We start from the raw sequence: 19,476 nt of genomic DNA on the forward strand, positions 1-19,476 counted from the left end.
TATGGATTTAAATAAACAAGGTCAAGAGGGGCAAGATCGGCCATGGGCAGGCAACCGACCATCAATCGCGACAGGCTGCTGGATCTGGCGGAGGAGATCGTGCGCACGGAAGGCGCCAAGGCGCTGACGATCGATGCGCTTGCGAAGGCAGCAGGCATTTCCAAGGGTGGTGTGCAATATTCCTTCGCCTCGAAGGACCAGCTGGTACAGGCGCTGGTGGAGCGCTGGACGCGCCAGTTCGACGACATGCTGGAGCCGGACGACCAGCTGACCGCTCCCGACCGGGTACATCGCTACATCGGTTCCATGCGCGCCTCGCAGCAGGCGATGAATGCCAAGATGGCGGGACTGATGATCGGCTACCTGCAGGAACCCGGCAATCTCGAGGAGGCGCGCAACTGGTATCGCGGCGTGTTCGCCCGTCTCGGCGGCGATGCCGCAGACCTGCAGGCCGCCCGCGTTGCCTTCCTCGCCGTGGAAGGCCTATTCCTCATGCGCATTGCCGGACTCGACGAGGACGGCAACTGGAAGGCCGGGCTTGACGACGTGGAAGCGGTTCTGCGGCGCATGACGGAGACACCGAAGGACTGAGGGCGTCTGCCCGCCTCACCAGAACAGCAGCAGCGCGATGCCGGCGGCCACCCCGGAACAGAGCGAAACGGGCCAGCCGAAGCGCGGGAAATCCACGAAACGGTAGCTGCCGAGGCTGAAGGCCAGCATGTTGTTGTGGTGGCCGAAGGGGGTGAGAAAATCGAGCGAGGCACCGATGGTGGCGGCCATCAGGAGCATCTGCGGTGACAGCCCGGTGGCGCGGGCCACTTCCAGCGCAATCGGCGCAAGAATGGCCAGCGTCGTGGTGTTGTTGACGAAGGGCGTGATCAGCATGGCGCAGGCAAGCAGCGCAAAGACCGCCATCGGCCCGCTGTCGATGACATGCGCGCCGGTCAGCGCGTGCGCGATGGCCGCGGCCGCCCCGGTGGTGCCAAGCGCGGTGCCAAGCGGCAGCATGGCCACCAGGAGCATGATGATCGACCAGTTGAGATTGCGCAGCGCAAGCCGCAGATCGAGCCAGCCGGCGAGGCAGAACAGCGCAACCACGCCGCCGAGCGCGATCTCGGCTGGAAGGAGGCCGAGCGCGGACACCGCCACCCCCAATCCGAAGGCGAGAAGTGGCAAAAGACCACCTGACCCCGGAGGGCTGACGGGCGGCGAAGGCACCGTGGCAACCTCGATCAGATCGTAATAGCCGATGAAGGCCTTCAGCGCCGGCCCCTCCCCCTCCAGCAGCAGCAGGTTGCCGACCCGCAGCGGCAGTTCCTCGAACGGCCCTTCGAAGCGGGTGGGTTCGCCCTCCACCCTGAGGATCGCAACCCCTGCAGCAATCTGTGGATGGAGGGTCGCCACGCAGGAGCCGACGGCGACACTGTGCGGCATGACGACGGCACCGGCCCGTTGCAGACGCCTGTCGTCTCCCGCCCGCGCATAGACCACAAGGCCGGCGGACAGGCAGAGATCGAGTGCGGCGGGTTCCGCCTCCGCCAGCAGGCGGTCGCCCGGCAGGACCGGCGTGTCAGGCCGCAATGGAAAGAGCCGCCGCCCCTCGCGCACCACATTGCGCAGCCGGCCACGCAGACGCGCTTCCAGGCTGGCAGCGGTCTCGCCTTCTGCGGAGGGGCCGGGCGCCAGTTCGCTCATCACCCGGCGATAGACGGGAGCGACATCCTCCGGGCCGCCCTCCTGTTCTCCCCTGCCGGGCCCGGCCTCCCCCTCCGTCCCGCCCTCAGCGACAGCACGCTGATCGCCTCGGCGGGAAAACAGGCTGAACGGCAGCCACAGCGCCATGGCCGCAAAACCGGCGATGGTGGCCGCAATGCCGGCCGGCGCGAAATCGAGAAAGGCATAGCCCTGCCCCGTCGCCTGCTGCAGAAGCGTGCTGGCCATCAGGTTCGGCGGCGTGCCGATCAGCGTCCACAACCCGCCGAGCAGCGTGGCATAGGAAAGCGGCAGAAAAATCCAGCGGGCGGGAATGCGATCCCTGGCCATCAGGGAGAAGGCGGCCGGCAGCATCAGCGAAAAGGCCGCCACATTGTTCATGACGGTGGAGAGGCAGGCGCCAAGCGCCGACAGCGCCAGAATGAGCGGCAGCGGCCGGTGAAAGCGGCTCTGCAGGCTCTGGCCGAGTCGTTCGAACAGCCGCGTGGGTCCAAGCACCTGCACGATCAGCAGCACCTCGATGACCGTCACCACGGCCGGCGCCGTAAGGCCTGCAAACACGCCGGAAACAGGCACAAGTCCCAGCACGGCGGCCGCGGCAAGCCCGCCGATCGCCACCGTTTCGGCCCGGAAGCGATCCACCGCAAACAGCACGAGCAGAACCAGCAGAAGGACCGTGATGAGGAACTGGTCTGGTGTCACCCTTGCGTTTCCCCGCGCGTCCCGTCTGATTCTGGACGACTATAAAGCCCGGCGCCAGAATAGGCGATCTGTCTGGCAACGCCAGCCCTTGACCCGCCTTCCGGGCCGATCCTGCCTCAACCGGCCCTTGCCCCGGCCTTCTGGCCCTTCCGGCTGCTTGCGCCCAACAGTCTATTTGAGCAGTAGACATTCCATTAATTTGCGTTAACCTGCGTGATGTCGGCATCGGCTGGACTGGCCCTCGGGAGGAGTGCCCCGTCCGATGCGCGACCTGCTTGCGGAGGTCATCCCATGCGTGACGGCAGACAGCTGAAGACCGGTCCCCGCCTGCTTGCATGGGCCGCCTTCATCGCGGCCTATCTGGCCATTGCCCTGATGATCACCCTCTCGCCCGTCCCTGCCCGTGCTGCGGCGAGCGGCATTCGCGGGCACGATCATCCCCTTTTCGAGACAGGCCCCGGCGTCCAGCGCCGGGAACAGAGCAAGGCAAATCCCGTTGCCGGTCAAGGCCCCGAACCAGAGGAGTGCTGCGATGCCCGGAAGGAATGGCAAGGCCGCGCCGAGCGCGCTATATAGCGGAAAGAGATGTTTTCTTGCTGACGTCCGAAAGGAAAACGCATTCCATGTTGTCGATGAAGGGCAAGTACGGGCTCAAGGCGCTCTATCACCTTGCCGGCCTGCCCGAAGGTGCGGTGGCGCAATCCGTGGAGATTGCCGAGACGCATGCGATTTCCAAGAAGTTTCTCGACGCTATCCTGGCGGACCTGCGCCACAGCGGTTTCGTTGTGGCCCGCAAGGGGCGAGGTGGTGGCTACTGCCTCAGCCGCTCACCGGACGAGATCATGGTCGGCCATGTGCTGCGCGTTCTCGACGGGCCGCTGGCCCCCATCCTGTGTGCCAGTCGCACGGCCTATTCCCGCTGCCACGACTGCAGGGACGAGACGGCCTGCGCCGTACGCCTGACCATGCTGGAAGTGCGCGAGGCGATCGCCGCCGTGCTGGACAACAAGTCGCTGAGTGCCATGCGCCAGATGGTGGACGACGAGACATCCGATCTCGCCGCCGCACTGGCATCATCCTGACGGGACAGGGTCGCTTTCCGTCCCGGCCCCAGCTTGCGGAGGACATGCGATGACCCTTCATATCGTCATTATCGGCGGCGGCGCCAGCGGAACGCTCGCGGCGGCCCATCTGCTCAGACAGCGCGAAACGCCCCGGCAACTGCGCCTTACCCTGGTGGAAGCCCATCACGAGATCGGCTGCGGCATTGCCTATTCCACGCCGGACAGCTGCCATATCCTCAACACGCGCGTGCAGAACATGAGCGCCTTTCCGGACGAGCCGGATCATTTTTCCCGCTATCTGGCGCGCGAGGGGCTGGGCTCCGGCGAACCGATGAGCTTCGTGTCGCGCAAGGTCTATGGCCGCTATCTCCAGGAGCTGCTTGCCGACGGCAGCGGCCAGTCCGCCGTGCCCCGCCTTGCCTTCCTGCGGCAGGAATGCGTGGGGCTGGCCGAGCATGCGCATGGCGTGGAGGTAAAGCTCGCCGATGGCAGCGTCGTGCCCTGCCACCATGCCATTCTCGCCACCGGCTATGCCCGCGACGGCCGCTCTCAGACGGCACTTGAAGATCCCTGGTGTCCCACAACCAAGCATGATCCGGACAGGCCCGTGATCCTCATCGGCACGGGACTGACCATGGTGGACATGGTGCTGTCGCTGCTGGGGCGCGGTCATCGCGCGCCGATTTATGCCCTGTCGCGGCGGGGGCTTTTGCCGCAGCCACATCGGGTGACCCGGCCGCTGAAGCTTTCGGCAGCCGATATTCCCTTTGGCACCAGCCTTGCCTATCTGCTGCGCTGGATGCGCGCCACCATTCACGATCACGTGGCGATCGGCGGCGACTGGCGCGACGTGATCGATGGCTTGCGGCCGCATACGCAGGCGCTCTGGCGCCACCTGCCGGCGGCAAGCCGCGCGCGCTTTCTGCGCCATGTTTCCAGCCTCTGGGACACGCACCGCCACCGCATGCCGCCGGAATCGGAGACGAGGATCCGGGCGCTGCTCGCCAACGGCCAGCTGTCCATCCTGCGCGGCGCCTTCCAGGGGGCGGCCCGCGAGGACGGCGAAACCCGCATCACCTATCGTGCTGCCGGCAGCGGGACGCTGGAAACACTTTCCGCGCAGTATGCCATCGATTGCCGTGGCTTTCGCCGGCTGCAGCCGCCGATCACAACACCGCTGCTTGCCTCGCTGATCGGTGAAGGACAGGCGGCGATCGATCCGCTCGGTCTCGGCCTTGTCTTCGATCGCGACGATCGACTGGTGGATCAGACCGGACGAAGCCATGCCCGCATCTTCGGACTTGGCCCCCTCACCCGCGCCACGCATTGGGAAATCACGGCCGTTCCCGACATTCGTGAACAGGCGGCACGACTGGCCGCCCGCCTGCTCGACCACGACCAGCCGCAGGCGATCGAGACGCCCGTCAGCCACCGCCGTTAGAATTTGTCAGGAAAGCAAAAGAATAGCCCGTCCGTCAGGTTCACGTTGAACCGGACGGACGGACGCTTCAGGTGACCAGCGCCCCACACGCTCCATCTTCGTGCTTTCATGCAGTCCGGACGCAATTCCGGCAGCATTTTCGTGGCAATGTCTCATGAAAGTGAAGCATGCCAAATCCAGATCGAATAGCCCATCGAACCAGTCTGGGCAGCGCTTCAGCAGGTCGAGAGATTATGCCCCATGGAGTGGTGCAAGCCGGTGCACCATTGAGCCTCCTCCCGCCGGTCTCTCCCGCCTGCCGGGCGACTTATGTGACGGGTTTGACTCCGATGAAGGTTGGTGAGCCAGCTCTATGCCCCCGACTCCATCAGCACCAACCTCAACCTCATACCCCATATCCTGAAAGGGACAGTTGGCGAAAAGGGCGCGGCACATCTTTTCGGCGAGGACCATCCAGGGAGGAGGAACTTGCCTCGTTCAGGAGCGAAAATAGAATACTAAATCACTAGAAATTATTGAAGATACTGCGCAAAACTGTACCCTTGTTTCCAGTCCAACACCGCTGGAAAATCCGAAATGACCCTCCGCAAACATTTGCTTGCTCCCGTCTTCGCGCTGGCTGCCGCCGTCAGCCTCTCCGCCATCGCGGCCGCCGCCGATACACCCGTCAAGGGTGGCACGCTCGTCTACCTCGAGCAGCAGGCCCATACCAACCTGTATCCTCCGGCGGGCGGCTTCTATCCGAACGGCGGTATCCTCAACCAGATCACCGACAAGCTGACCTACCAGAACCCGCAGACACTCGAGATCGAGCCGTGGCTTGCACAATCCTGGGAGGTCAATGCGGATGCAACGCAATATACCTTCAAGCTGCGTCCCGGCGTAACCTTCTCAGACGGCTCGCCACTTGATGCGGCGGCGGTCGCGAAGAACTTCGACATTTTCGGCCTTGGCGACAAGACGCTGAAATATCCGGTGTCCGAGGTGGTCAACAATTACGACCGCAGCGAAGTGATCGATCCGCTGACCGTGAAATTCTATTTCAAGAAGCCTTCGCCGGGCTTCCTGCAAGGCACCGCCGTCATCGGCTCGGGCCTCGTGTCCTTGAAGACGCTGGCCCTGCCGTTCGATCAGCTGGGCGATGCCACCAAGATCATCGGCTCGGGCCCCTTCGTGGTGGCAAGTGAAACGCTTGGCAAGGAACTGACGCTGAAGGCCAGGCCGGATTACAACTGGGGACCGGCGAAATTCGAGCATCAGGGCCGCGCCTATCTCGACGGCATCAAATACATCGTGACCGGCGAAGACAGCGTGCGCATCGGCGCGCTGCTGGCGGGACAGGCCGATTTCATCCGCCAAGTTCAGGCCTATGACGAACCGCAGGTCGAGGGCCAGGGCTTCAAGATCTATGCGCCCAGCACGCGCGGCGTGAACAACAGCATCGTCTTCCGCCCGGACAACCAGCTGGTGGCGGATGTGCGGGTGCGCAAGGCGCTCAGCCTCGCGACCAATCGCAAGGAAATCGTTTCCACGCTGTTTTCCAAGAACTACCCGGTGGCGACCTCTGTCATCGCCTCCACGGCGATCGGCTACAAGGACCATTCCGCCGATCTCGGCTTCGATCTCGACAAGGCAAAGCAACTGCTGGACGAGGCAGGTTACGTGGCGGGACCGGACGGGACGCGGGCCAAGGACGGCAAGAAGCTGGTGCTGACGGCCTACGAATCCCTGCCGCAGCCGCAAAATCGCGCGACGCTCCAGCTGATCGCCCAGCAATGGGCGAAAGTCGGCGTGAAGCTCAACGTACTGGCCGGGGATGCCGGCAGCCGCACCGTCGATGATCTCGATCCGCAGAAGACACCGGTATCGCCCGCCATGGTCGGCCGCGCCGATCCGGACGTCATCAAGAGCCAGTTCTATCCGAAGAACCGCGACGCACTGCGCCAGAAGGGCGGCGGCAGCGATAAGATCCAGTCCTTCGTCGATGACAAGCTGAACGGTATTCTGGAAGAGATCGCCTCTCAGCCCGACAAACAGAAACGTCTGCAGGCCGTTGCCGATGCGCAGGCCTATCTGCTGGAGCAGGCCTATGCGATCCCGATCTTCGAGGAACCGCAGGCCTTTGCCGGCGCACCCTATGTGAAGGGCATTGCCTTCGAGGCCGTCGGCCGCCCGAGCTTCTACAACGTCTGGCTGGCCAAGTAATGGCCCGGGCGACGGCGCGGAGACACGCCGTCGCTGACCTTTCGAGGGAGACCCGCGGATGACGCGCTATATACTGAGCCGGATCGGACAGGCATTGCTGGTGCTGTGGGCAGCGTTCACGCTCTCCTTCCTCCTGCTGCAGGCCATGCCGGGCGATGCCGTTCTCATCAAGTTCCTCAATCCGGACTACGGCTTGAGCCCGGAACAGATCCAGGCCATTCGGGAAGCCTATGCCGTCGACGGCACGCTGCTCACGCAGTATCTGAAGACGCTCGCCAATTTCCTGAAGGGTGACTTCGGCTACTCCATCCAGGCGGGCGTACCAGTTTCGGCCCAGCTTGCTGTCAATCTGCCGCCCACCTTGATGCTCGCCGCGCTCGGTTTTGCCGCCGCCGTCGGCCTTGCGGTGTTGATCGCGGCGTTGTCGTCCCTCGCGCCCTTTGCCTGGCTGCGCAACCTCGTTCAATCGATCCCCTCGCTGTTCGTCTCGGTGCCCGTCTTCTGGCTCGGCATCATGCTGATCCAGATCTTCTCCTTCCGCCTGAAGCTGGTGTCGGTCATCAATCCCGGCCCCTGGGAAAGCCTCGTTCTCCCGGTCGCGACCCTGTCGGTCCCGATCGCAGCACCACTGGCGCAGATCCTGATCCGCAGCATCGATGAAATCCGCACACGGCCGTTCATTGCCGTTGCCGTTGCAAAGGGAGCGACGCAGAGACGGATCCTGTGGCGTCACGTGGCGGGCAACGCGATCCTGCCGGCGCTCACCATCGCCGGCGTGCTGTTCGGCGAGCTGATCGCCGGTGCGGTGGTCACGGAGACGGTCTTCGGCCTCAACGGCATCGGCGTGCTGACGGAAAAGGCCGTCGGCAACCAGGACCTTTCCGTCCTGCAGGCCATCGTGGTGATCTCGGCCGCCGCCTTCGTCACGATCAACCTGCTGGTCGATCTGCTCTACCCCATCCTCGACCCGCGCCTGAGAACACCAAGCGGAGCCACAGCATGACCACCCTTGAAACCTCCGCCGGTCTTTTGCCCGCACGCACCGCTGCGAAAGAACCAGCAAGACGGACTTTCCGGCTCAGCCGTATCTCCTTCGGACTGGTGCTGGCCTGGCTGATCCTCGGCACGGCGCTGCTCTGGGCCATCGCTCCCGGTCTGTTCACCATCTACAATCCGATCGAAGGCGTACCGGGCGGGCAGTTGAAGCCGCCCTCCGCGCTGCATCTGCTGGGCACGGATTCGCTCGGCCGCGACCTGTTTGCCCGCATCGTTCACGGCGCGGTGCATTCGCTGTCCGGGGCCGTCGCAGCGGTCGCCGTCGGCCTCGTGGTCGGAACCGGACTTGGCCTGTTCGCTGGTGCGATCGGCGGACGGATCGACGCCGTCATCATGCGTTTCGTCGATGTGCTGCTGTCGGTTCCGACGCTGCTGCTCTCGCTCAGCATCATTATCCTGCTGGGCTTTGGAACGCTGAACGCCGCCATCGCGGTCGGTGCAACGGCGATTGCCGGCTTTGCCCGCCTGATGCGTTCGGAGGTGGTGCGGGTACGCAGGGCGGATTACGTCGAAGCCGCCTTCGGCAGCGGCGGCACATTCTGGAACGTGCTGCGGCGGCATATCCTGCCGAATTCGCTGACGTCGGTGATTGCCTACACGGCCGTGCAGTTTGGGTGGGCGATCCTGCAGCTCTCGACGCTCGGCTTCCTGGGTTATGGCGCGCCCCCGCCCACACCGGAATGGGGTCTGCTGATCGCCGAGGGCCGCAACTATCTCGCCACGGCCTGGTGGCTGACAGCCGCCCCCGGCTTCGTGGTCGTCGCCGTCGTGCTTTCCGCCAACCGCATCAGCCAGTCGATCGGGAGGGGCCGATGAGCGCGAACACGACACCCATTCTGGAGATCCGCAATCTCAGCATTTCCTATGGCGAGGGCGAGGCGCGGACACGTGTGGTCCATGATGTCTCCTTTTCGGTCGCGCCCGGCGAGGTGCTGGCGCTTGTGGGAGAAAGCGGTTCCGGCAAGACCACGACGGCGCAATCCGTCCTCGGGCTTCTGGCAGGCTCTGGGCACATCGATGCCGGCTCGATCCATCTCAATGGAGAGGATATCTCCCGCTGGACCGAAAAGCGCCTGCGCGGCATCCGTGGCCCGGTGGTCAGCCTTATTCCGCAGGATCCGTCGAATTCCCTCAATCCGGTGCTCTCGGTCGGCGCTCAGGTGCGCGAAATCCTGGAGATCCATGGCCGCCTCAACCGGACAGAGGCAGATCGGCGGGTGATCGAATTGCTCACGCAGGTGGGTCTGTCCGAACCGGAGCTGCGGGCGAAGCAGTATCCGCACGAACTGTCAGGCGGCATGAAGCAGCGTGTGCTGATCGCCATCGCCATTGCGCTGAAACCGGCGCTCATCATCGCCGACGAGCCGACCTCGGCTCTTGATGTGACCGTGCAGCGTCGCATCCTCGACCTGATCGACGACCTGCGGCGCGCATACGGCACCTCGCTTCTTCTGGTGACCCACGACCTCGGCGTGGCGGCAGACCGTTCGGATCGCCTGGTGGTGCTGCAGAACGGCCGCATTCAGGAGCAGGGACCGACCGCCGAGGTGCTCGCCACGCCGCAAAGCGCCTATACCCGCAAGCTGCTCTCCGACGCGCCCTCGCTGGCCGTCAGGTCAACCCGCCCGGCGATTGATGCCGATAGCAAGCCTCTGGTCACGGTCGAAGGGCTGAGCCTGGATTTCGGCCTGCCCGGCGGACGTCGCTTCCGCGCGGTGGACAATGTCTCCTTTACCGTGCGCAAAGGCACCACGCATGCCATCGTCGGCGAAAGCGGCTCGGGCAAGACGACGACGATCCGGGCGATCGCCGGCTTCCAGAAGGCAACCGGCGGGACGATCCATGTCGGCGACACCGATGTGGCCGGCTTGAGCTCTCGCACGCTTCGGCCGTTCCGCCGCAAGATCCAGCTGGTCTACCAGAACCCCTGGGGGTCGCTCGATCCGAGGCAGACGATCTTTTCCATCGTGGAAGAGCCGCTTCTGAATTTCGATCCGCTGCCAAAGACGGAGCGCGCGCAGCGTGTCGAGGCCATTATCGAGCGGGTCGGCCTGCCGACATCCGTGCTTTCCCGCCTGCCCCATGCGCTGTCCGGCGGCCAGCGACAGCGGGTCGCGATTGCGCGGGCGCTTATTCTGGAGCCGGAGGTCGTGGTGCTGGATGAAGCCGTCTCCGCCCTCGATGTCACCGTGCAGGCGCAGATCCTTGCGCTGCTTGGTGAATTGCAGCGGGATCTCGGCCTGACCTACATCTTCGTCTCGCACGATCTCGCCGTCGTGCGCCAGATCGCCGACACCGTCTCCGTCCTGCAGAACGGCCGACAGGTGGATTACGGCCCGGTGGCGCAGATCTTCGAGAGCCCCGCCAGCGACTATACCCGCGAACTGATCGAGGCCGTGCCCGGTCGCACGTTTCCGCATCACCTCCACCTCGCAGCACAGACAGCCGGACAGGGATCATGAGCGAACATCCGACGAAAAAACGACTTGGCTTCTTTACCCGGCTTCTGGATGATACGGGGCCAGGCGAGCGATACCGTCTGGCGGAGGCGCAGATCGTCCACGCCGAAGCCCATGGCTTCGACAGCGCCTGGATCGCCCAGCACCATTTCCATGCCGATGAAGGCGGCCTCCCCTCCCCGGCCGTGTTTCTGGCGCATGTGGCGGCAAACACCTCCCGCATCCGCCTGGGGACCGGCGTCATCACGCTCCCTATGGAAAATCCGCTGCGCGTCGCGGAGGATACGGCGGTTGTCGATCTCCTCTCCGGCGGCCGCCTGGACGTCGGCTTCGGCACTGGCGGGACGCGCGAATCCTTCGAGGCCTTCGGCATTTCACCGGAGAGGCGCGGCGAGGTTTGTGCCGAATATCTCGGCATCGTCCGCAGGGCCTGGGCCGGAGAGGATCTCGGCGCCGGCAACCGGCTCTATCCCAAGGCGCCGCATCTTCTCGATCGCATCTGGCTTGCGACCTTCTCGGCCAATGGCGCGAAGCTTGCGGGCGAAAAGGGGGACGGCCTGATGCTGTCACGCACGCAGCCGCGCCCGGCTGACAATCACGATGCACGGCTGGACGCGCTTCAGAACCCGATGATCGATGCCTATCTCGCCGCTCTTCCCGCCGGCCGCGCGCCCCGCATTCTCGGCTCGCGCAGCCTCTTCGTGGCCGATGACCGCAAGCAGGCGCTGAAGCTGGCCGAAGCGGGATTGACCCGCGTGGCCGATCGCTTCGCCGCGGCCGGGCACCGCATCCCGGGCCGCAGCCTGGAGGATCTGATCAAGGCGCTCGACAGCCATGTGGGAACGCCGGACGACGTGATCGCCACCCTGAAGGCCGATAGCGCCCTTGCGCGCACCACCGACCTTGTTTTCCAGGTCCATTCGATCGATCCGCCGCACGAATACATCCTGCGCTCCATCGAACTGATCGCGGCAGAGGTCGCGCCGGCTCTCGGCTGGACCCCGGACACGGCGCCCGCCCGGATTGCGGCAGAGTAAGCAGCGAAGAAAGCAACAGGCATGACCACGACCATTCCCGATATCATCGACCATCTGGCAGGGATCGCATCCGGCTCGGCAGGTGCCGTCCTCCGCGCGCGGCGCCCGGTGACCAGAGAAGGCGCACAGGCAAGCTGGGTCGCGCTTTTTGCGCCCGCCGATGCTGGCGATTTTCCCGTGTCCGATCGCTTCGCGCTTGCCGCCTTTGTCTCGATCCTGCACGGGCAGGCAGCGATTTCCGCTTTCTATGCGGACCACCTCAATGAGCAGGCGAACGGAACGGCGCTTCGGGTCGCGGTGGAACAGGCCGCTGCCGCTGGCCTGACGAACGGACCCTACGGGCATTATCCAGCCGGGCCGCTCTTGCGCGAAAACCGGGATGGCCTGATCTACCAGGTGGCAGATGCGGAACGCGCCGTGCTCGGTGAAAAGCTTTCCACACTCCTGGAACACGCCCATCTGCTGGTGCTCCACCCGCGCGATGCTAAGCCCGAGGCACTGTCAAAGCTGCTGGCGGCCGGATGGAACACGACATCCATCGTCACCGCGTCGCAACTCGTCGCCTTCCTTGCCTTCCAGATCCGCGTGATCGCGGGTCTGAAGGTCCTCAATGCCGCCTGACCGGAGAGACATCATGACCGAAACGATCATCGAGCCGCAGGTAGAGAATGTTCCGAACGTGTTCACCCAGGCCCAGATCGGCTGGACGCCCTGGCTTCAGCCGCTGACGGCGGACGAACTGACCGAGCGCCATTATGAGGCGCTGGTGGACAGAGCCCGCGCGCAATCTCCCTACTTCGCGCTTCTGGTGCGCGATCCGGACATTCTGGAAGCCCGCACGAAGACAGACAAGGACATCTTCTACAACGTGGCGGATGGCCTGCCGCGGGCGGAACGCGAGTTGGCGGCGACTGCGGCCTCCCGCGCCAATGGCTGTATCTTCTGCGCCTCGGTGCATTCACGCTTCGCCTCGCACCATTCGGACCACAAGGCCGAAGTGCAGAAACTGCTGGATGACGGCGTATCCGCCGATCTTGGCGAGCGCTGGAATGCCATTGTTGCGGCCACGGTGGCATTGACCGCGACGCCGCCGTCCTTCGGATCTGACCATGTGGAGCGACTGCGCACGGCCGGCCTTTCGAACGAGGAGATTTCCGACGTCATCCACGGGGCCGCCTTCTTCAACTGGGCCAACCGTCTGATGCTGTCGCTGGGCGAGCCGACGCCGGCACAGTAATCTCTCACAGCCCGAAAAAGAATTGCCAGCTTGCAGGCACAAGCCGCAAGCTGGTGGGCGCCATTCTGTACCCAATGAAGGAGTTCACCGTGACCCATCCGGTTCTTGGCATCGACCACACGTTCCTGCTGGTCAACGATCTTGATCAGAGCGCCGAAGCCTATCGCCGGCTGGGCTTTACGCTCTCCCCGCGCGGCCTGCACAGTGCAGAGAAGGGAACAGCCAACCACACCATCATCTTCCGGCATGACTATCTCGAACTGCTCGGCGTGGTCGCCGAAACGCCTGCCAACGTTGCGCAACGCCAGCGTCTTGCCCAACAGGGCGAGGGTCTGCTGGCGGTCGCCAACCGCACGCTGAGCGCCGATGCGGCGAAGCCGGCCCTGAGGGCATTGGGCATCGAAACCGGCGACGTCAGCGCCTTCTCGCGCCCCCTCCCCCTGCCAGATGGCGGCTCCGGCATCGCCGCCTTCCGGACGCTGGTGTTCGATGCCGCACAGGTACCCGTCGGCCATTTCTTCCTCTGCGAGCAGCAGACCCCGGACATGGTCTGGCGGCCGGAACTGCAGGACCATGCCAATGGCGCACAGGGGCTTTCCGCCATCATTGCGGTCGTGGCCGATCCGCAGGCCACGGCGCAGGCTTATGCACGCTTCTACGCAAAGGGAGCCGTCGACGCACTGGACGGCGGCCAGAGGGTTACCACCGGCGATCAGTCCGCCTCGCTTGAATTCTACGATCTCCAGGCCTTTTCCAGCCTTTTTCCCAGTCTGGACGTGATCGTCCAGCCAAACGGCGGCTATGCCGCGCTTCGCCTTCTCTCCCGTCATCTCGATGACACGAAGTCGGCGCTTGCGGCGGGCGATATTCCCTTTGTGACAACCGAACGCGGCAGCATCCTTGTGAAACCACAGTATACGAGTGGCGTCGTTCTGGAATTCGTTCACGGCTGAGACGCGCCGCAATGATAGCGCATACCGCCTGTCGCGCCTTGCCTGTGATCGGTTCCTCGGGCGACGGGCGGGATGCATCAAAGGATGCCCTGCCACCGCAGTAGCACACAGGCAAGGGTGAGCAGCTTACGCCCCAGCGGCCGCCTCAAATGGCTCCATGCCTCGGGGGCAGCAGCCCATTGAGATAGTAGTTGCCGATATGGTGATACTTCCATCGCACCGGATCGTGCAGCGAATGGGTGCGGGCATTGCGCCAGAACCTGTCGAGCCCGTAGGCCTCCAGCGTGGAACGGGCTCCGCCGAGTTCGATCAGCTTGTTGGCGGCAAGCTGCGCGGCCTCTGTGCCATAAGCCTTCACCTCTGCAACGGCAATGGAAGCCGCGGCGACGGTCCGGTCATTGGGCTCTGCCGTCGCCGCATCCAGCAGATGACCAGCCCGGACGAGCAGTGCATTTGCGGCATGCACGCGGATCGAGACGTCGCCGACGGCGTGAATGCTGTGCGGATCCTCATAACCATGCTCGATGTCGAGTTCGAAGAACGGACGCGCATAGGCCCTGACATAGGAAATCGTCTCGGCCAACGCTCCGCGTGCGATCCCCACCTGCACGGCCGCATGGACGATCTGCGCGAGCGGCCCCATCGGCGTCGGGCGCTCGAAGACAACATCATGATCCACCACCTGAAAGGGTGAGACCTCGACATCGTCAAAGGTCACCGTACCGCTTCCGGTTGACCTCTGGCCGAACGAGCTCCAGTCATCGATCAGCGCCAGACCCGGCGTGGCGCGATCGATGAAGACGATCTGCACGCGTTCCCGGTCATCCTTCGCGACAGCCACGACAATATGCGCAAAGAGCGATCCGGTGGCATAGAACTTCTGCCCGTTCAGCAGCAGTTTTCCATCCCGTGCGACGATCCGCGTCTTGAAATCCACGGGCGTCCGGGTGCCGATCTCGGTGAAGGCATTGCCCAGCCGGTCACCATCCAGAATGCGGCCGAAGTAATGCGCCTTCTGCTCTTCCGTTCCGGCCAGCCGCAGGGCCTCGACCATGTAGAAATGGTTCTGCGGGATCTGGCCGATGGAGGAATCGGCCGCCGAAATGATCGCGGTCACCTCGGCAAGGGTAGCGGTGGAAACACCTGCGCCACCATAGTCCTTCGGCACGGTGATCGCCCAAAGACCGGACTGGGAAAAGCGTTCGATCTCGGCAATCGGCAGCTTTCGCTCCCGATCGCGCGCCACCGCACCAGCAGCAAAATCCTTGGCCAGATCATGCGCAATGGCTATGGCTTCGGCATCGCTGGAAATGCGGTGGGCCGGCTGGCGGCGTGGGGCGATGTGAGGTGCCGGGCGTCCCGCAACCAGGGCCGCCTGACGGTGCAGTGTGCGATCATCGCTGGTCATGGCGGGCCTCAATTCCAGGCGTGACGCGGCGGATGCACGCCGTTGAGATAATAATTACCGACATGGAAGAACTTCCAGCGCACCGGATCATGCAGCGTATGGACGCGGGCATTGCGCCAGTGGCGATCGAGATTGTGCTCGGCAAGCGTGGAGCGCGTGCCTGCCAGCTCGAACAGCTTGTTGGCCGCCAGAATGGCGATTTCCGTCGTCAGCACCTTGGATTCACCGGTCTTGATGGTGGCTTCTGACACGGTCTCCAGCGTCGTGTTGGCGCGTGCCGCATCAATCGCGCGACCGGCGATCTCCAGCAGGGCTTCGGCGGCGTGCAGCCGGATTTTCAGATCGCCAACTGCTGCGATGGTGAAAAGATCCTCGCCGGCCGTTTCCTTGCCACTGTCGATCCAAGGGCGGCTATAGGTTTTGATGAAGGCGATCGTATCCTCGATCGTGCCTCTGGCGATCCCTGCATCAATGGCCGACTGGATGATCTGCGAGACCGGGCCGCCCACGGTCGGGTGGTCGAAGGAGGTCACCGTCAGTGCCCGCACGCGCGGCAAACGCACCTCATCGATCTTGACCGATCCGGATGCCGTGGTGCGCTGACCAAAGCTCGACCAGTTGTTGGTAACCGTCAGGCCAGGAGCATCCCGTTCGGCAAAGACGAGATGGCCCTGGCCGGTTTCGTCGACACCAACGATCGGAACGAAATGCGAGAGAAGGGCGCCGGTGGTGTAAAATTTCTCGCCACTGACGATCACGTCATCGCCTTCAAAACGCACCTTGGTCTCGAAGGTCGCGACGTTCTTGCTCTTCAATTCGGAGAAGGCGTTGCCGTATCGCAGGCCGGCCAGCGCCCAGCCGAAGAAGAGTTGCTTCTGTTCCTCGGTGCCGTCGAGATCGACGGTGGCAACGATCGCCAGGTGGTTCTGGGTGATCTGCGCAATGGCCGGATCCGCGGCGGCGATGATGGAGATGACCTTCGCCAGCGTCGCATAGGAAACCTCCGGCCCGCCATAGGCCTTCGGTACATTGATGCTCCAGAGGCCGCTTTGCGAATACTCATCCAGCTCCGCAATCGGCAGCAGGCCTTCCCTGTCCCTGAGGGCGGCGCCCAGCTTGAACCGTTCGGCCAGTCTTTCGGCAATCTCGATCGCCTCCGCATCACTGCGGATAACATGAGCCGGCTCAGAGGGCCGTGGCCGCGGTGGAATGGGATCGGTGGAATTGACGCGGGGATGGACCGAATAGTCGATCTTCGTCTCGGGAAGCGTGCCCATGGTCGAAATCCTGTTGTTGTGATGTGATCGTCAGCTGCCGGTGGGAAGCAGTGCCTGCGCACGCTTCACCGCTTCAATGTCGCGATAGCGGTTGGCGGGATGGGATTCGGAGAGGTAAGGCCCCTTGCCGAACAGCTTTTCCCGCAGGGTGCCCGGCCTGTAAGCCTTGGGGTAGACGCCGCGCTGCTGCAGTTCGGGCACAAGGAGGTCCACGATGCTTTCGAAGGTTTCCGGAGTGACCGCATAGGCGAGGTTGAAGCCGTCCACACCGGTCTCCTCCACCCAGGCCTGCAATTCGTCCGCAACCGTCTTGGCAGAACCGACGACCACCGGACCCATGCCACCGATACCGCCCCATTCCGCCAGTTCGCGAATGGTCCAGCGCTTGTTCGGATCACCTTCCGAAAGGCTTTCGATGGCGGAATGGATCGCGTTCGTCTCCACCTTGCGCACCAGATCCTCCGGTGCGTATCGGGAGAAATCGACACCGGTCCAGCCGGACATGAAGGTAAGAGCCCCATCATAGGAGACGTAATCGAGATAGTCGCGGAACCGGTCGCGCGCCTTCTCGTCCGTTTCGTCCACGATGACCGTCAGCAGGTTGTAGATGCGGATGTCGGCCCGCGAACGGCCGGCCACCAGCAAACGCTCCTCGATATCGCGGATGTAATTGCGCAGGATGGTCTTGGTCTGGGCCGCGACGAACACGCATTCGGCATGGTCGGCTGCGAATTTCTTGCCCGGGCCAGAAGCGCCCGCCTGATAGAGAACCGGCGTCCTCTGCGGCGAAGGTTCGGTCAACGCATAGCCCGGCACGTGGAAATGCTTCCCGTGATGGCCGATCTCGTGCACCTTTTCCGGAATGGTGAACACCCGGGCGTCGCGATCGCGCACGACCGCGCCTTCCTCCCAGGAGCCTTCCAGCAGCTTGTAGACCACCTCCAGATATTCGTTGGCGATCTCGTAGCGATTGTCGTGGCGCTGCAGGCCCGTCTGGCCGACATTCTTGGCCCCGCTTTCGAGATAGGAGGTCACGATGTTCCAGCCGATGCGGCCCTTGGTATGGTGGTCGGCCGTCGCCAGACGGCGCGCGAAGGTGTAGGGATGCTCGAAGGAGGTCGACGCGGTAATGCCGATGCCGAGATGTTCGGTTGCCAGCGCAATCGGCGCGGCAAGCTGGATCGGATCATTGACCGGGATCTGCGCTGCCTGATGGATCGCGTGGTAGTTGTTGCCCTTGTAGACGTCGTAATAGCCGATCACATCGGCGATGAAGATGCCATCAAAAATACCGCGTTCAAGGGTTCGCGCCAGGTCCTGCCAATAGTCGAGATCCTTGTATTTCCACGATCTGTCCCGCGGATGGGCCCAAAGGCCGGGGGACTGGTGGCCAACGCAGTTCATGTCGAAGGCGTTGAAATGAATCGTCTTTGTCATTTCTCTCTCCACGCCGGCCAAGGGCCAGATGAAGAGAGCATGCCAGAAAAATAATAAGTCTATAGGAAAAGTAGATTAATCAGCGCCGAAGGGGAGGAAGATTTTTGCGCCGGACGCGCGGACCGGGGAAACAGGGAATGGCTCTCCGAGCCCCTCCCCTTTTCCAGATCACGGCCGTGGTGTTGTCATCCGCCGTATTCGATGATTTCCAGCCCGGCATTGTAATCGGTCGCGTAGATCAGCCCCTTCGCATCGACGAACACATCGGCGGACTGGATGACCTTGGGCCGGCCGGGGCGGCGATCCGTCATGACGGTCGGCCCGGCCGGGACGAGCGCTCCGGTCTCGACCGGATGATAGGGATCGGAAATGTCGAAGGCGCGAATGCCGGCATTCTGCCAGGTGGCGAAGATCAGGGTTTCCGACTGGAAGCTGCCCGGGCGGTTCTCATGCAGGTTGTGCGGGCCGAAGTGACCGCCCTTCGTGACATAATCCGCTTCGTTCGGGATGGGGAAGGTCGAGATGCTGATCGGGTTTTCCGGCACGCGGATATCGAAGACCCAGGTGTGCTTGCGGCCATCCTCCTCGTTGTCGAGCACGGCTTCGTCCGCCACCACCAGCAGATCGCGACCGGGAAGCGGCAGCGGCGAATGGGTTCCGCCGCCGTAAGGGGGGCACCAGTTGTGATGCTTGATCAGCTTCGGCGCCGCATGATCGGTAATGTCGATGAGCGTCAGCCCACCGTCGCGCCAGCAGGCATAGGCAGTGTTGCCGTGAACTAGGGCATGATGAAGTGCATAGCGGCGCCCCTCGCCCCAGTTCGGCTCTTCGCCTGCTGCGCGGTTCATGCCCGGCAGCCACCAGCGACCGACCAGTTCCGGCTTCGTCGGGTCCGCCATGTCGATGGTGACGAAGATATAGTCGGAGAAGCCATCCAGCAAAGCCGAGGCATAGGCATAGCGTCCGCCGACATACCACAGGCGATGGAAGCCGACGCCCTCCACATCCAGCTGGCCGATCTTGCGGGGACGATCCGGCACGGAAATATCGTAGACCGTCATGCCGGCCGTCCAGGCCCTTTCCCGCTTCGTCGCGGCCACCGTCTCGCCGACCGACTTCGTGTAATAGGCCTTCTCGTCAGTGAAGGTGTCCACGTCCGCGAAAAGATCCAGCGCGTTGATGACCAGCAGCAGATCGCCATGGGTCTGCAGGTGGATGTTCCAGGTGTTGGCCGGCGCCTGCACGTAATTCACGGTCTTCGGGTGGGCCGGATCGCGCACATCCACGATGGAGAAGCCTTGCGACCAGGGATGCGCCACATAGGCATGGCCGCGATGCACCATCAGTTGCAGGCCATCGCCACGGCCGCCGATATCGCTATGGCCGATCAGTTTCATGTTGCGGGCATAATCGGGGGTCGGCAATTCGGTCTGGGCCATGACGTTTCTCGTATCGCGGTTATGAAGACGCACCGCCTCTCCGCGAGG

The 19,476-nt window shown here is 63.6% G+C and carries 17 protein-coding genes; 12 read left to right on the forward strand and 5 right to left on the reverse strand.

Annotated features, from left to right (window positions below; genetic code table 11):
- Positions 1-42: 42 nt before the first annotated feature.
- Complete coding sequence (locus F3H95_RS10825; protein ID WP_142880658.1) at positions 43-591, forward strand: TetR/AcrR family transcriptional regulator; 549 nt, start codon at positions 43-45, stop codon at positions 589-591.
- A 15-nt stretch (positions 592-606) separates the two neighbouring features.
- Here F3H95_RS10825 and F3H95_RS10830 read toward each other — a convergent pair whose 3' ends face one another.
- The gene (locus F3H95_RS10830) at positions 607-2,415 is read right to left on the reverse strand and encodes an SLC13 family permease (protein ID WP_188134357.1); all 1,809 of its coding nucleotides are present in this window, start codon (positions 2,413-2,415) and stop codon (positions 607-609) included.
- Positions 2,416-2,706: 291 nt separating this feature from the next.
- On the opposite strand from F3H95_RS10830, the gene F3H95_RS10835 reads away from it, so the two are divergent.
- From F3H95_RS10835 to F3H95_RS10885, 11 genes are all read left to right on the forward strand, one after another.
- Entirely contained in the window at positions 2,707-2,991 is a 285-nt protein-coding gene (locus F3H95_RS10835) for a hypothetical protein (protein WP_149745975.1), read from the forward strand.
- 47 nt (positions 2,992-3,038) lie between these two features.
- Positions 3,039-3,497: an Rrf2 family transcriptional regulator gene (locus F3H95_RS10840; protein WP_142880661.1), complete on the forward strand. Its 459-nt coding sequence runs from the start codon at positions 3,039-3,041 to the stop codon at positions 3,495-3,497.
- Positions 3,498-3,546: 49 nt separating this feature from the next.
- Positions 3,547-4,920: an FAD/NAD(P)-binding protein gene (locus F3H95_RS10845; protein WP_149745976.1), complete on the forward strand. Its 1,374-nt coding sequence runs from the start codon at positions 3,547-3,549 to the stop codon at positions 4,918-4,920.
- Between the two features lie 576 nt (positions 4,921-5,496).
- Positions 5,497-7,125: a TIGR04028 family ABC transporter substrate-binding protein gene (locus tag F3H95_RS10850; protein ID WP_149745977.1), complete on the forward strand. Its 1,629-nt coding sequence runs from the start codon at positions 5,497-5,499 to the stop codon at positions 7,123-7,125.
- 58 nt (positions 7,126-7,183) lie between these two features.
- Positions 7,184-8,128, forward strand: coding sequence for an ABC transporter permease (locus F3H95_RS10855; protein WP_149745978.1), 945 nt, complete (start codon positions 7,184-7,186; stop codon positions 8,126-8,128).
- Positions 8,125-8,997, forward strand: coding sequence for an ABC transporter permease (locus tag F3H95_RS10860; RefSeq protein WP_149745979.1), 873 nt, complete (start codon positions 8,125-8,127; stop codon positions 8,995-8,997). The genes F3H95_RS10855 and F3H95_RS10860 overlap by 4 nt, the downstream gene beginning before the upstream one ends.
- On the forward strand, positions 8,994-10,643 hold the full coding sequence (locus tag F3H95_RS10865; RefSeq protein ID WP_149745980.1) for an ABC transporter ATP-binding protein: 1,650 nt from the start codon (positions 8,994-8,996) through the stop codon (positions 10,641-10,643). The genes F3H95_RS10860 and F3H95_RS10865 overlap by 4 nt, the downstream gene beginning before the upstream one ends.
- Entirely contained in the window at positions 10,640-11,677 is a 1,038-nt protein-coding gene (locus F3H95_RS10870; RefSeq protein ID WP_149745981.1) for a putative FMN-dependent luciferase-like monooxygenase, read from the forward strand. Before F3H95_RS10865 ends, F3H95_RS10870 begins: the two co-directional genes overlap by 4 nt.
- Before the next feature lie 21 nt (positions 11,678-11,698).
- Positions 11,699-12,298, forward strand: coding sequence for a CMD domain protein (locus F3H95_RS10875; protein ID WP_149745982.1), 600 nt, complete (start codon positions 11,699-11,701; stop codon positions 12,296-12,298).
- A 13-nt stretch (positions 12,299-12,311) separates the two neighbouring features.
- Entirely contained in the window at positions 12,312-12,914 is a 603-nt protein-coding gene (locus F3H95_RS10880) for an alkylhydroperoxidase domain protein (protein ID WP_149745983.1), read from the forward strand.
- Positions 12,915-13,003: 89 nt separating this feature from the next.
- Positions 13,004-13,867 (forward strand): VOC family protein, encoded by an 864-nt coding sequence (locus tag F3H95_RS10885; protein ID WP_149745984.1) that lies wholly within the window; start codon positions 13,004-13,006, stop codon positions 13,865-13,867.
- Between the two features lie 145 nt (positions 13,868-14,012).
- On the opposite strand, the gene F3H95_RS10890 is transcribed toward F3H95_RS10885, so the two are convergent.
- From F3H95_RS10890 to F3H95_RS10905, 4 genes are all read right to left on the reverse strand, one after another.
- Positions 14,013-15,275, reverse strand: a complete 1,263-nt coding sequence (locus F3H95_RS10890; RefSeq protein WP_149745985.1) for an SfnB family sulfur acquisition oxidoreductase — start codon at positions 15,273-15,275, stop codon at positions 14,013-14,015.
- 8 nt (positions 15,276-15,283) lie between these two features.
- Positions 15,284-16,552 (reverse strand): SfnB family sulfur acquisition oxidoreductase, encoded by a 1,269-nt coding sequence (locus tag F3H95_RS10895; RefSeq protein WP_142880672.1) that lies wholly within the window; start codon positions 16,550-16,552, stop codon positions 15,284-15,286.
- A gap of 30 nt (positions 16,553-16,582) precedes the next feature.
- Positions 16,583-17,989, reverse strand: coding sequence for an LLM class flavin-dependent oxidoreductase (locus tag F3H95_RS10900; RefSeq protein WP_149745986.1), 1,407 nt, complete (start codon positions 17,987-17,989; stop codon positions 16,583-16,585).
- Between the two features lie 185 nt (positions 17,990-18,174).
- The gene (locus tag F3H95_RS10905) at positions 18,175-19,428 is read right to left on the reverse strand and encodes a hypothetical protein (RefSeq protein ID WP_142880674.1); all 1,254 of its coding nucleotides are present in this window, start codon (positions 19,426-19,428) and stop codon (positions 18,175-18,177) included.
- Positions 19,429-19,476 lie beyond the last annotated feature (48 nt).

The sequence above is a fragment of the Rhizobium sp. RU35A genome (genome assembly GCF_900156005.1).
GTDB classification, from domain to species: domain Bacteria; phylum Pseudomonadota; class Alphaproteobacteria; order Rhizobiales; family Rhizobiaceae; genus Neorhizobium; species Neorhizobium straminoryzae.